We start from the raw sequence: 12,682 nt of genomic DNA, 5'->3' as shown, positions 1-12,682 counted from the left end.
CCAAGCAGACGTGCACAGAAAACAGCAATTCAAGAACGAAATCTAAATCCTGTGCTTGACTTGGAAATGTCCATATAGGACATTTCTATTTGGTTATTAGGTAGGACATTTCTACTTTGGAATAACACCAATTTTACTTATAATCCCCCGAAACCTTCACATAATTCTGCGCTGAATAGGGCAAAAAGGCTTTTTCTTTATCAGTCAGCGGGCGTACTTTTTGTACCGGACTGCCAACATATAAATAACCACTTTCTAAACGCTTGCGTGGTGGTACCAGAGAACCCGCGCCAATCATCACATCATCTTCAACAACAACGTCATCCAAAATAATCGTGCCAATACCCACCAAAACACGGTTACCAATTGTGCAGCCATGCAAGGTCACATGATGGCCAATGGTAACATCTTCACCAATAATTAGCGGTGAGCCATCCGGTTTATCGGCATTTTTATGGCTGACATGCAGCATGGCATGATCCTGTACATTCGAGTTGTTGCCAATACGAATAGAATTAACATCCCCGCGAATTACGGCAAACGGCCAAACCGAGACATTTTCGCCTAATACCACATCACCAATGACCACACCCATCGGGTCGATATAACAGGAATCATCAATCTGTGGATGGGTATCTAAATAAGGACGAATGTTCTGGCTCATGGTGATCTGCTCGTAAAAGTGGAATGATCAAGACAATAGTATAAAAGAAAAAGCACCCATTCGCTGAATGAGTGCCTTCACTTAAGTCTAAAGTTGTGCCTTAAACTTAGAACAGGTTGCTAAAGAACTGCTTGATATGGTCAATGAGGCGTGAGAAGAAACCAGCTTCTTCAACCGCGTTTAAAGCCACCAGTGGTTTTTCAGCAATTACTTTACCATCTAAGCTTGCGACATATTTACCAATGACTTGGCCTTTTTGTAGCGGCGCAGTCAATTTCGGCTGAACCACCAATTGCGTTTTAATTTCATTGGCTTTGCCTTTAGGCATGGTCACATTAAAGTTTTCAGCCAGACCAATTTGTACTTCATCCGACTGACCAAACCAGACTTTAGATTTGGCCAGGACCTGATTTGCAGGCTGTACATTTTTGGTTTCAAAGTTGGCATAACCCCAAGCCAGCAATTCACGTGTTTGTGTCGCACGTTCCTGCATGGTTGGCGCACCAAAAATCACAGAAATCAGACGCGTTGGGCCACGTTTTGCAGAAGTCGTTAAACAGTAGCCGGCTTCATTGGTATGACCGGTTTTTAAACCATCAACACTTGGGTCTGTATAGAGCAGGGCATTACGGTTGCCTTGACGGATGCCATTAAAGGTAAATTCTTTTTCTGAATAAATTGGATAGTATTTAGAACTATCTTTAATGATGTGCTGGGCCAAGGTTGCCATATCTTTGGCAGTTGAATAATGGCCGTCTGCTGGCATACCAGTCGAGTTAATAAACTGGGTGTTGGTCATGCCAATTTTTTTAGCTTCTTCGTTCATCATGTGCGCGAAGGTGCCTTCATTACCGGCAATGTGTTCCGCCATGGCTTTAGAAGCATCATTACCCGACTGAACAATAATTCCACGCAGCATTTCAAGTACAGTTGCAGTGCCATTCAGCGGAACATACATACATGATTCTGTGCTACTACCACGACACCATGCAGATTCGTTCATACGAACTTTTTCATCTTCCGTGAGCTCGCCCTTCAATAGTTTTTGTTCAATGATGAAACTGGTCATCATTTTGGTCATTGAGGCCGGGGCAAGTTTTTCATTTTCATTTTTCGATGCAAGAATTTGCCCTGTTTCATAATCCATTAAAACATAAGATTTATTGTTGAGTTCTGGCGGATTGGATAAAACAGTTGCTGCATAAGAAAAGCTTGGTAGGAGGAGTAAGGCAGCAAGGGCGCTTTTTCGAGTCATTCTAGGTGTTCCAATACTTGATATATGCACAAAAGAGGCTAGCATTTTAGGATAAAGCAAAGCCGACTTCTATGGGAGAAATCGGCTTATTGGAAAAAGTATTGTAACCAAATAGTTTTATTTGCTGTACGCGGTCAATTCCTGGCAAATGGCTTTATTTTTCTGGCTTCCAGCTTTTTTGGCATCGGCCTGTGCTTCAACCAGCATCGGTTTAAAACTTTTTTGCTTGCTTAGGGCTTGTAAAGCGGCAACCGGATCTTTTTCTGCCGGCATATATTCTTTGGCCAGTTTGGCATAGCCCTGGTTAAATTTGGCCTGGTCTTTGTCCTGAATTAACGCTGGGCACACTTCAGATAATACATAAATGGCTGCCAGTTCCTGCTGGGTGACTTTTTGAAGTGGCGTGACTTCAATATTTTCATTCTGTGCCAGTGCGGTTTGCCCCAAACCCAAAGTAATGGCGATACCAGCCAGAAGTTGCAAAGATTTCGTTTTTAATTGGGAAATGTACATAAAAAAATAGACCTGAAACTTAAAAATACCACATGCCCATAAGCTTAATGATTTTTGACAGAATGAAAAGAAAAGAAGTGTATCTGAGCAGGCTGACACACACTCAAAATTAAAAATCCAAATCAGAAATGCAATAAAAAAGAGCAATCAACCTATGCTGATTACTCTTGATATAAAGATGGTGCGTCAGCGCAAACTTACAGTTCGATTGTAGCAGCATCCTGACAAACAGTTTTCTGTTCATCTGCCGTGGTTTCTTTGGCGGCATCACGTGCTTCAATCAGAATATTCTTATATTCAGCATCGGCCTGTAGTGCGCTGTAGCTTAAAGTCTGACCTTTTAAGTCTGCCAGGTAAGTTTCAATTAAGGCCTGAATATTGTTATCCAGTTTGGCGTTTTTGCCAATAATGGCCGGACAAACCTCAGCCATCACCTGAGCGGCAGCAATGTCTTCTTTTACAATGGTATTGGCTTCTTCTACCGTCAAGCCTTCAGCATTGACCGCTTGAGAGAGAATTACCGCAAAACCAAGCCCCAGTAAACGACGTACAGATAAGCGACGAATCATGTTATACACACTTTTTATTGATGGAAGTTCGACACTAAATATATATACTTCTCATTATATTTCAATGAAATGTGCTGACCGGTCATTTATTTAATTTGAAGAGTAAATTTGTGAATATCTTAATTGCCAATGATGATGGCGTTTTTGCGCCAGGGATCCAGGCGCTTGCACACGCATTAAAACCTTTGGGCCGTGTGGTAATTGTCGCGCCAGAAAGTGAGCGTAGCGGGTTTTCCAGTGCCTTGACCTTAGATCGTCCTTTACGTCCAATTCCGATTGCTGAAGATATCTGGGCGGTGAATGGCACTCCGGCAGACTGTGTCTATTTATCTATGAATGGCCTGTTTGATTTTGAATTTGATCTGGTGGTGAGCGGGATTAACAGCGGCGCCAATCTGGGTGATGATGTACTGTATTCAGGTACCGTTGGTGCTGCTTTTGAAGGGCGTTTAATGACGCAGCCGGCCATAGCTGTATCACTGGCTGGCCCTAATGTCCGAGCTTATCAGCATCCGGCCGATTATGCAGTTGCCGCGCAGTGGGTGCATGATTTTATTGCCAACGGCTTGCCAACCTTGCCGCCACGCCACATTTTGAATATTAATATTCCAGATGTGGCGGAATTAAAAGGCGCAAAAATTACCTATCAGGGCCGTCGTAGTCAATCTAAACCGATTACCAGCCATGTCGATCCGCGCGGTCGTCAGGTGTACTGGATTGGACTGGCCGGAGAAGCCGTTGCAGACCCGCGTAAAGATGTGGGTGAAATCCAGTCGGATTTCTTTGCTGTGGCCAATGGCTATGTCAGCATCACCCCAATTCAGATGGATGCGACCAATTACGATATTCTGGGGCATCTGCATGACAGCTTGAGTCCAGCCCTGTAAAGAATGTTATAACTTTGTGAAAAAGTACCGTCTGAAACTCTTTTTCGGTGCTTTTTTGTTAATCTTAGCGCAGTTCAATAATTACATTTAAGATGTAGAGAGGAAGATTAATGCCTTTGGTGTCACACGGTCGTTTATTTGCAGCACCGACAACATTGTTGAAAACTTTATTTGTATCTACAGCCGTTATTTCTACGCTCATCATCAGTGGCTGTGCGTCTAAACCTCAAGTACATAATTCTGCACGTTATGCGGCTGCGCCAAATTTCTATACCGTACGCTCAGGTGATACTTTAAGCGGCATTGCAGCACGTTATGGTTTAAGTTATCTCAGTATTGCGGAAATGAACGATATTGCCGCGCCGTACCGGATTTATGTGGGCCAGTCAATTCGTCTGAAAAGTGGCAGTGCGCCGCGTACCACCACAACGCGTCCGGTAACGCAGCCAGCACCAATCCAGCGTCAGACCATTGCTATTCCAAAAACTACGCCAGCACCGACCGCACCGGTGACCACGACGACCACAACCACACCACGAACCACTACTCCGGCGCCGACAGTGAGTTCTACCGTAGGTTCTTTACGCTGGGTGAAACCATCCAATGGTGCAGTAATTGAAAACTTCAATTTAGCGTCGAATGTGAAAGGGATTCGTTATGGCGGCAATGTGGGTGATCCGGTCTTTGCAGCTGCAGACGGGCAGGTGGTGTATGCCGCAGATGGCCTGAAAGAATACGGTAACCTGGTGTTAATTAAGCATATTAATGGCTATATCACCGCTTATGCACACAACAGTAAACTTAACGTGAATAGTGGACAAAATGTAGCAGCAGGGCAGAAAATTGCCGAAATGGGCTCATCGGGCACCACCCGCACCATGCTGGAATTCCAGGTCCGCCTTGATGGCAAGCCGATCAACCCGACTAATGTTTTACCAATAAATTAATTTTTTTAAGTGCAAAACGTAAATTTCACCGTATAATACAATGAGTTGCTTTTATCAAAGGTAGGAGCATCTCATAAGTTCAGAGGGAAATTTATGTTAGATCAACTTCGAGCAATGGGTGTATTTGCTTGTGTTGTTGAAAAAAGCTCGTTTAGTGGCGCTGCGCGTGAACTCGGTATCACCACAAGTGCTGTAAGTCAGCAAATTCGTTCTTTGGAAAATGAAATGGAAGTAACGCTGTTACACCGTTCCACCCGAAAACTGAGTTTGACTGAAGCTGGACAAGCTTTTTTCCACAGCTGTCAGGAAATGCTCGCCGCTGCGGAGCGTGGTAAAATACGCATTAATGAATTACGCGATGACCTGGTAGGTGATTTGCGTATCGCAACCACCCCGGAACTGGGTGCGAATCATGTCATTCCGGCATTGTCGCACTGGATGTCAGCCCATCGTGGCCTAGCCATACATGTCGAAGCGGACAATCAGTTTATTGACCTGATTGAAGGTCGGATAGATATTGCTTTGCGCATGAGTTCAAAAATTGAAGATAGTCAGCTGAATGTAGTGCCACTGGCGCGCGTTGAGCAGGTTCTGGTGGCATCACCAAGTTATCTGAACCAGACCACACCGGTGTCACGTCCTGAAGATTTAAAAAATCATGACCTGATTCCAGTAAATTTGATGAAAAATTATGCCAGTTTTTCATTTCATCACGCCAGTACGGGTGAAGTGGTCGGACTGGACATGAGCTCTCGCCTCACCACAAATAATGTTCTGATTGCCAAATCATTATGTTTACAAGGGCACGGAATCGCGAGACTTTTATATCTAGATGTACAAAAAGATTTAATTAACGGTTCTTTGGTCGAAGTATTACCTGAATGGAAATTGCCGACCTTTACATTGTATGCGATTACGCCAAAACGTGAGCAGCAGCCAATGAAAGTGCATCGTTGTCTGGATGCTTTAAAACAGTATTTTTGTCAGTTACCTGGCGGCAGAATTTACCAGGAAGCCTCATAAAATATAACAATTCAGAAATTAAAAAAGCCGCATCATGCGGCTTTTTTATGCAGATAGAGATCTGTTGAGATCAACACGCGGCTTAAGCCAGGAACGTTTTGATCATTTTCACCAGACGTTCAACCAGCTGATCGGCCTGTTCCTGGCTAATGTTCAAGGTTGGCAGTAAACGCACCACGGAGCCGGCGGTCACATTGACAATCAGTTTGTATTCATCACGGGCAATATCCACCAGTTCTGCGCAGGCTTTAGGTAATTCAATCCCGATCATCAGGCCAAAACCACGCACGCTGACATTTTGGTCAGCCAGCTGGTTGCGTAGCTGCTCAACAATATAGCTACCCATTTTTGCGGCATTCTCGACCAGATTTTCTTTCTGGATAATATCAATCACGGTGTAGACCACACGTGACCCCAGGGCAGTACCGCTATAAGTCGAACCGTGGTTACCCGCAGTCAAAACACCGACACCACGACCTTGAGTCATCACGGCACCAATCGGGAAGCCATTGCCCAGACCTTTAGCTGTGGTCAGTACATCCGGCACAATATTGGTGTGCTGATAAGCAAAATATTTACCGGTACGGCCATTACCTGTTTGTACTTCATCCAGCATCATTAACCAGTTGTGCTGATTACAGATCTGACGGATTTCTTCTAGGTAGCTAAAGCCTTGCGGTGCAGTGTTGACACCACCTTCACCCTGAATCGGTTCAACCAGAATAGCCACGATATCCGGATGGTTAATTGCAGCTTCTTCAATGGCTTCAATATCACCAAACGGTACACGAATAAAACCTTCAACCAATGGACCAAAGCCTTGTTGAACTTTTTTGTTACCCGTTGCAGATAGGGTTGCCAGCGTACGGCCATGGAAAGATTTGTCAGCTACAATAATTTTTGGTGACGCAATACCTTGCATATGACCGAATTTACGCGCAATTTTGATAGCGCCTTCGTTCGATTCTGCACCACTGTTGGAGAAGAAAACTTCTTCCATGCCAGCGACTTCAGCCAGTTTCTGTGCAGCAGCAGTTTGCCAAGGCACTTCAAAAAGGTTGCTGGTATGAATCAGGGTTGCAGCTTGTTCCGCAATTGCTTCAGCAATCACTGGATGAGCATGACCCAAACCGCAAACGGCGATCCCAGTTAAGGCATCTAAATACTCTGTACCATCTTCGGTATAAAGATATGCACCTCGTCCTCGGACAAAGCTGATCGGTTGACGACCAAAGACTGGCATCAAATGTGAAGGTTGATCAGTTTGTACCGGAGCGAGGGTAATATTGTTCATGACTAACTCTTTACTGTTAGGTGGAAAGAAAAACTTATATAAGCAAAAACTTGGTCAGATTTAAAGGGTAATTGTAAATAAAAATGGATTTATTACTTTAGACGTACTGTTTTTCTCTGTTTTGGGTATAATGCGAGACAGATTAGTTGAGGATTTATCAATGACTGAACAAGCACGCGATACCGAAGCGTTAATTCGTGACCAAATTGCTAAACATGCAGTTCTTCTTTACATGAAAGGCACACCGCAATTCCCACAATGTGGTTTCTCAGCTCGTGCAGTAGAAGCGCTCAGTCAAATTGGTCGTCCATTTGCCTATGTGAATATTCTTGAAAACCAGGATATTCGTGCAACTTTGCCGAAAATTGCCAACTGGCCAACTTTCCCGCAATTGTGGATCAATGGCGAGTTAATTGGCGGTAGCGATATTATGCTGGATATGTTCCAAAAAGGTGAGTTACAGCCTTTGGTTGAACAGTACAGCCCAGCGCCTGAAGCTTAATTCAGTCGTATAAAAAAGCGCCTTTCGGCGCTTTTTTGCTTTTTTAGACCGGCCATTATGAGCCAGTCTGGTTACGGGCATCTTCTACCGGAATAGCCTCAATTGCTGCTTCAGCAGGCTGATCTTTTTTCTTGGCCTTTTTTTCTTTCTTGGCTTTTTTCTTTTTCTTTGGCTCTTCCTCTTCAATTTCTGCGCCATCTTCAATGGCTTGCCAGTATTCAAGCTGCGCCATCACCATGTCATAAATCGAGCCTTTGCTATAACGGCCTTTTTTGTCCAGTTTACCGACCGGACGCGCCATCAGAATTTCTAGCGCCTGATCAATCACATCAATGGCATGAATATGGAATTCGCCTTTTTGCACCGCTTCAATCACATCTTTACGCAGCATGAGATGCTGCATGTTTTGACGCGGAATAATCACGCCTTGCTTGCCGGTTAAACCTTGTAATTTACAGGCATCATAGAAGCCTTCAATTTTGGCATTGACGCCGCCAACAGGTTGCACCTGACCCAGCTGGTTCATGGAACCGGTAATGGCCCAGGACTGATCAATTGGTAACTGGCTGATTGCTGAAATCAGGGCAGACAGTTCCGCAACGGTGGCGCTATCACCATCGACCTGACCATAGCTCTGTTCAAAGGCCAGTGCGGCAGAGAAGTGCAGAATCTGTTCGCGGCCAAAATGGGCTTTCAGGAAGCTGGACATTAACAGCACGCCTTTGGCATGCAGCGAGCCGCCCAATTCAACACTGCGTTCAATATCCAGAATATCGCCGCCGCCCTGATAGACCGATGCCGTCAGGCGCGAAGGCAGGCCAAACTCGACATCGGCATAATGAATCACGGACAGGGCATTGATCTGACCCAGACGATGACCCTTGGTTTCAATCAGCTGGGTGCCGCGCGACAGGTCCTGCCAGTACAGTTCACGCAAATAGCCTAAGCGATATTTACGATGATCCAGCGCCATGTTGATATGTTCTTCTGACACCATCTTTTTGTCGGCTTGTACCGCATGATGATGTGATTCCCGAATCAGATCACCCAGCGTCAGGGCATGTAAGGACAGCGAGCTTTGGTCCTCGGCCAGACGACTCGAGTCGGTTAACAGCGCGGCCAGGGCAGAGCGGTCAAAGGGCAGTAGTTTATCGGCCTGAACATAATCAGCTATCAGCTGCATATAAGCCTGCTCATTGGTGTCATTACGTTGTAATGTATCGGTGAAGTCGGCACGGATTTTAAAGACGCTGCCCAGCTCCGGTTCGACTTCCAGAATTTCATAATAGATTTCCGGCTCGGCCAGTAGAATGACCTTTAAGGTCAGGGGAATTGATTCCGGTTCAATCGAAATACTGCCGGTTAAAGTCAGCATATGTTCCAGTGAGGACAGTTTTAGCTGGCCCGATTTCAAGGCACGTTTCAGCCCTTGCCAGGCATAAGGCTGTTCCAGTAACTGTTCGGCTTCCAGAATTAAAAAACCGCCATTGGCACGATGTAAGGCACCGGAACGGATTAAGGTGAAGTCAGTGGTGATGGTGCCGTTCTGGGTCATCTGTTCCACATGACCGAGCAGGTTGTAATGGGTCGGGAAATCTTCAAAGATTACCGGTGCACCCGAGTTCGGTTTATGCGTGACAACAATATTGGCCTGATAACGCGCTGGCACCCGGCTAAACACCGCCGGAGTGAAGTCATCTTCTTCCTGTTCCAGCACCATTTCAACATTGTTGATAATGTCTTCGGCATAGTATTTCAGATAGTCTTCAAGCCCTTGAACCTCTGAAAATTTATTCAGTAATAAATCAATCCGCGGCATCACCACCTGTTTGGCAATGTCACGATTCAGGACCTGAACCCGATCTCGTGCATCATCTTCTAGATCACCCAGATGCAGACCCAGACGTTCCAGTTTTTTATCCATATAGCGCATATTGGCGGCAATTTCGGCGCGCTCTTTGCTGCTTAAGGCATTGACATCTTCCTGGGTCATTTCCTGCAGCTGGTCATCTTTAAACTGCACCGGAATAAAGCAGTGCTCGTCATTGCGCGAGACCAGTTTTAAATCCAGGGTTTCACCTTCTTTGGTCAGTTCAATGAGGGCCTGTTGCTGTTCATCACCGGTTTGCTGGCGAATCTGTTCAATGCGGTTGTGATAGGTTTCGGCGCTAAAACGGCGTTCCAGCTGTTTTAAAATGGTCTGCCAGCTCTGATGCAGCTGGGTCTGGAATTTTGGTGCCTGACCGGCCGGCAGTCGCAGGGCAATGGGCTGGCGCGGGTTTTTAAAATTATTGACATACACCCAGTCATTTGGCGTGGCCATGGTTTTGGCATGTTGCTGCAGTAAACGCCGGATCATGGTGCGTTTGCCCAGTCCTGCCGTACCGACCGCAAAAATGTTATAGCCGGAATAAGGCAATGCAATGCCGGCTTCTACTGAAGCGCGGGCACGATCCTGACCCAGAAAATTATTTAAAGGCTTAATCCGTTTGGTGGAGGCCGGAATTTTTTCCAGATCCGGAATATGGGTCAGCTGTTCCGGGCTTAAGCGGGTGTTATTAAGTGTCGTTTGAATTTCGGCTTGTTCGAAGGCTGAGGTAAGAGTTTGTTCTGGTTGTAAAACTAATGTTTGTTGTTCGGTAATTGAAGCAGATAAAGAAGAGGTCATGTGCTCGTGTCTTTGCGTCACTGTGAAATCCAAAACGAAATTATTGCAATAGAGATTTAAGGTATACAGGTTTAATAGAAAATTTCAAGCCAGGCCGCTGCATTTCTCCAGAAAATCACAGGGCGTTTGCATAAATCAGGTTGAAACCAAATCCATTAAACGATTGAATAGCAACATTCAGTTTTTTGACAAAAATAATGTAATGACAACACAATCTACAGGATGGAAATCTGCCTTTACCGCATTTTTAGATCGGCGTGCGCTGATCATGCTGTTTCTTGGCTTCTCGGCCGGTATTCCCATTCTTCTTATTTTTTCCAGTTTATCGTTATGGTTAGGTGAAGCCGGCATTAGCCGTAATGCCGTAACTTTCTTTAGCTGGGCGGCGCTGGGTTATTCATTTAAGTTTGTCTGGGCACCATTAATTGATGAGTTACCAGTGCCATATTTAACCCAAAAACTGGGCCGGCGCCGGGCCTGGCTTTTAATTGCCCAGGTCCTGATTATATGCGCCATCTGTATTATGGCCTTTTCAGATCCGGCCTTAGGGCAGACGCATCTCTACCAGATGGCGGTGGGTGCGGTGCTGCTCGGTTTTGCTGCGGCCACGCAAGATATTGTGATTGATGCCTATCGTATTGAGCTGGCTGAAACCCAGATGCAAACTGTATTGGCTTCGACCTATAACGCCGGTTATCGTATCGGGATGATTGTAGCTGGTGCGGGCGCTTTATTTCTGGCGGCGTATCTGGGCACGGCTAAAGGCAACTATATTTATGAGGCCTGGAAATACACCTATCTGGTGATGGCGGCGGTGATGCTGATCGGGATGTGTACCACGCTGGTGATTCGTGAGCCGGTGGTGGAGCGTGTCCGTAAAGAATATAAACGCAGCGATTATTATCGACTGGTGGTGGTGTTTTTTGTTGCCGTGATCAGTTTTGTGCTGAGTTATATCTATTCCGGTCAGGCGCTGGATGCGCTGAAAAACCAGCTCAGTATTCAGGATTCCTTCCTGCTGTTTACGCTGGAGGCGATTCGCTTTATTGGCTCGGGTGCGGTGGCTTTACTGGTCGGAACTGTGCTGGTCAAACTGGGTGCAGTCAATAAACAGATGGCTTTTGAAACCTGGGTGCATCCGGTCGCGGATTTCTTTAAGCGCTATGGTTTAAAGCTGGCTTTGGTGTTACTGCTGCTGATCGGGTTTTATCGGGTTTCGGATATTATTGCAGGGGTCATTTCCAATGTGTTTTATCAGGACCTGAACTTCAGCAAAGAACAGATTGCTGAAGCAGTCAAAGTCTACGGGGTGATTTTCTCGTTGGTGGGTGGCTTCCTGGGCGGTTTGCTGGCCCAAAAAATGAATATCATGAAACTGATGTTTCTGGGCGCAGTGCTGGCCAGCTCGACCAACCTGATTTTTATTGGACTGGTCAAATCCGGGCAAAGCCTGAGTGATGTGCAGGTGAATGTCGGGGCGCAGCAATATAAGGTACAGGCCGATGAAGCCGGTTACTGGAGCGTACAGGTACCGAGCAACGTGCTGGCTCAGGCTAATCAGATTCAGGTACAGGCACAATACGCCAATCAGTCCGATCAGGCGCAATTAAGCATGCCGTATTTGCAGCAGACCGGCACAGCCCAAATCCAGTTATTACCGATTACCTCGGATGACCGGATTTCTGCACAGGAAGCCGAGCAAAGTCTGGTGATTCGTGGTCAGTTGAGTGGTCTTGATGCTGCACAGCTACAGCAAGAACAGCCGCTGAGTCTGGTTCTGGATGGCAAGGAATATCCGGCCAAGCTGGAAGAGGGCGGTCTGTTTAGTGGTGTGATTGAAGGCCAGCAGTTACAGACAGCGCAAAATAGCACGATTCAGGTGCAGGCCCGATTGCTGGATGGCAGTACACTCAGTGCCAGCCGCGGTTATCAGCTGGCACCGCAGCATCCGGTGTTGGATATTGATATTCAGGCCCTGACACCGGTGGATATCAACGCTGATGCAGCGGTAGAAGTTCGCGGTAAGGTGATTAAACCGTATAGCAGTTTATGGCTCTATCTGGCAATTATTATTGATAACCTGGCCTCCGGTCTGGCCGGTGCGGCATTTATTGCCTTCCTGTCCAGCTTAACCAGTGTGTCGTTTACCGCTGTACAATATGCGATCTTTAGTTCGCTAATGACCCTCACTCCTAAAATTTTAGGTGGATATTCAGGTACCATAGTCAATAATATCGGTTATCCGAGTTTCTTCCTCATGACCACGCTGCTTGGAATTCCGATTCTGATTCTGGTGGTGTGGGTGGCAAAATTATTGCGTGCTCATGAACACGCTCAAATTCAACAAAAGGACGAATAAT

General features: G+C 45.9%; 11 protein-coding genes. 5 read left to right on the top strand and 6 right to left on the bottom strand.

Annotated elements, in window-relative coordinates; genetic code table 11:
• Window positions 1-133: 133 nt before the first annotated feature.
• From FTU69_RS09155 to FTU69_RS09140, 4 genes are all read right to left on the bottom strand, one after another.
• Window positions 134-664, bottom strand: a complete 531-nt coding sequence (locus FTU69_RS09155) for a gamma carbonic anhydrase family protein (protein ID WP_180103778.1) — start codon at window positions 662-664, stop codon at window positions 134-136.
• A gap of 106 nt (window positions 665-770) precedes the next feature.
• Window positions 771-1,919 carry a D-alanyl-D-alanine carboxypeptidase PBP5/6 gene (gene dacC, locus FTU69_RS09150; RefSeq protein WP_005176801.1) on the bottom strand — a complete coding sequence of 383 codons (1,149 nt, stop codon included), beginning with the start codon at window positions 1,917-1,919 and terminating at the stop codon, window positions 771-773.
• Window positions 1,920-2,036: 117 nt separating this feature from the next.
• Complete coding sequence (locus FTU69_RS09145; RefSeq protein WP_163145941.1) at window positions 2,037-2,432, bottom strand: MCR_0457 family protein; 396 nt, start codon at window positions 2,430-2,432, stop codon at window positions 2,037-2,039.
• 197 nt (window positions 2,433-2,629) lie between these two features.
• Window positions 2,630-3,001: an MCR_0457 family protein gene (locus tag FTU69_RS09140; protein ID WP_152342262.1), complete on the bottom strand. Its 372-nt coding sequence runs from the start codon at window positions 2,999-3,001 to the stop codon at window positions 2,630-2,632.
• A gap of 110 nt (window positions 3,002-3,111) precedes the next feature.
• Between FTU69_RS09140 and surE the strand changes: the two genes are divergently transcribed.
• From surE to FTU69_RS09125, 3 genes are all read left to right on the top strand, one after another.
• Window positions 3,112-3,888 (top strand): 5'/3'-nucleotidase SurE, encoded by a 777-nt coding sequence (surE, locus tag FTU69_RS09135; RefSeq protein ID WP_075174788.1) that lies wholly within the window; start codon window positions 3,112-3,114, stop codon window positions 3,886-3,888.
• Between the two features lie 110 nt (window positions 3,889-3,998).
• Window positions 3,999-4,835 carry a peptidoglycan DD-metalloendopeptidase family protein gene (locus FTU69_RS09130; protein ID WP_016658404.1) on the top strand — a complete coding sequence of 279 codons (837 nt, stop codon included), beginning with the start codon at window positions 3,999-4,001 and terminating at the stop codon, window positions 4,833-4,835.
• Between the two features lie 93 nt (window positions 4,836-4,928).
• Window positions 4,929-5,858 carry a LysR family transcriptional regulator gene (locus FTU69_RS09125; protein ID WP_005176807.1) on the top strand — a complete coding sequence of 310 codons (930 nt, stop codon included), beginning with the start codon at window positions 4,929-4,931 and terminating at the stop codon, window positions 5,856-5,858.
• Between the two features lie 82 nt (window positions 5,859-5,940).
• Here the strand turns inward: FTU69_RS09125 and FTU69_RS09120 are convergent, their stop codons facing one another.
• Window positions 5,941-7,152, bottom strand: a complete 1,212-nt coding sequence (locus FTU69_RS09120) for an aspartate aminotransferase family protein (protein WP_168396445.1) — start codon at window positions 7,150-7,152, stop codon at window positions 5,941-5,943.
• Between the two features lie 160 nt (window positions 7,153-7,312).
• Between FTU69_RS09120 and grxD the strand changes: the two genes are divergently transcribed.
• On the top strand, window positions 7,313-7,654 hold the full coding sequence (gene grxD, locus FTU69_RS09115; RefSeq protein ID WP_005176812.1) for a Grx4 family monothiol glutaredoxin: 342 nt from the start codon (window positions 7,313-7,315) through the stop codon (window positions 7,652-7,654).
• Between the two features lie 55 nt (window positions 7,655-7,709).
• On the opposite strand, the gene FTU69_RS09110 is transcribed toward grxD, so the two are convergent.
• Complete coding sequence (locus FTU69_RS09110) at window positions 7,710-10,322, bottom strand: Lon protease family protein (protein WP_171526934.1); 2,613 nt, start codon at window positions 10,320-10,322, stop codon at window positions 7,710-7,712.
• Window positions 10,323-10,524: 202 nt separating this feature from the next.
• Between FTU69_RS09110 and FTU69_RS09105 the strand changes: the two genes are divergently transcribed.
• Window positions 10,525-12,681, top strand: coding sequence for an MFS transporter (locus FTU69_RS09105; RefSeq protein WP_180103777.1), 2,157 nt, complete (start codon window positions 10,525-10,527; stop codon window positions 12,679-12,681).
• Window position 12,682 lies beyond the last annotated feature (1 nt).

It is taken from the genome of Acinetobacter sp. YH12134, from assembly GCF_013418555.1.
Classification (GTDB): domain Bacteria; phylum Pseudomonadota; class Gammaproteobacteria; order Pseudomonadales; family Moraxellaceae; genus Acinetobacter; species Acinetobacter indicus.
This window is presented reverse-complemented; position numbering and strand designations above follow the sequence as displayed.

What these genes read in the sequence shown, in the direction of transcription:
- FTU69_RS09110 (WP_171526934.1), bottom strand. Translation starts at nt 10,322, where the DNA reads ATGACCTCTTCTTTATCTGCTTCAATTACCGAACAACAAACATTAGTT.
- FTU69_RS09105 (WP_180103777.1), top strand. Translation starts at nt 10,525, where the DNA reads ATGACAACACAATCTACAGGATGGAAATCTGCCTTTACCGCATTTTTA.
- FTU69_RS09140 (WP_152342262.1), bottom strand. Translation starts at nt 3,001, where the DNA reads ATGATTCGTCGCTTATCTGTACGTCGTTTACTGGGGCTTGGTTTTGCG.
- FTU69_RS09125 (WP_005176807.1), top strand. Translation starts at nt 4,929, where the DNA reads ATGTTAGATCAACTTCGAGCAATGGGTGTATTTGCTTGTGTTGTTGAA.
- FTU69_RS09155 (WP_180103778.1), bottom strand. Translation starts at nt 664, where the DNA reads ATGAGCCAGAACATTCGTCCTTATTTAGATACCCATCCACAGATTGAT.
- FTU69_RS09130 (WP_016658404.1), top strand. Translation starts at nt 3,999, where the DNA reads ATGCCTTTGGTGTCACACGGTCGTTTATTTGCAGCACCGACAACATTG.
- FTU69_RS09145 (WP_163145941.1), bottom strand. Translation starts at nt 2,432, where the DNA reads ATGTACATTTCCCAATTAAAAACGAAATCTTTGCAACTTCTGGCTGGT.
- dacC (WP_005176801.1), bottom strand. Translation starts at nt 1,919, where the DNA reads ATGACTCGAAAAAGCGCCCTTGCTGCCTTACTCCTCCTACCAAGCTTT.
- grxD (WP_005176812.1), top strand. Translation starts at nt 7,313, where the DNA reads ATGACTGAACAAGCACGCGATACCGAAGCGTTAATTCGTGACCAAATT.
- FTU69_RS09120 (WP_168396445.1), bottom strand. Translation starts at nt 7,152, where the DNA reads ATGAACAATATTACCCTCGCTCCGGTACAAACTGATCAACCTTCACAT.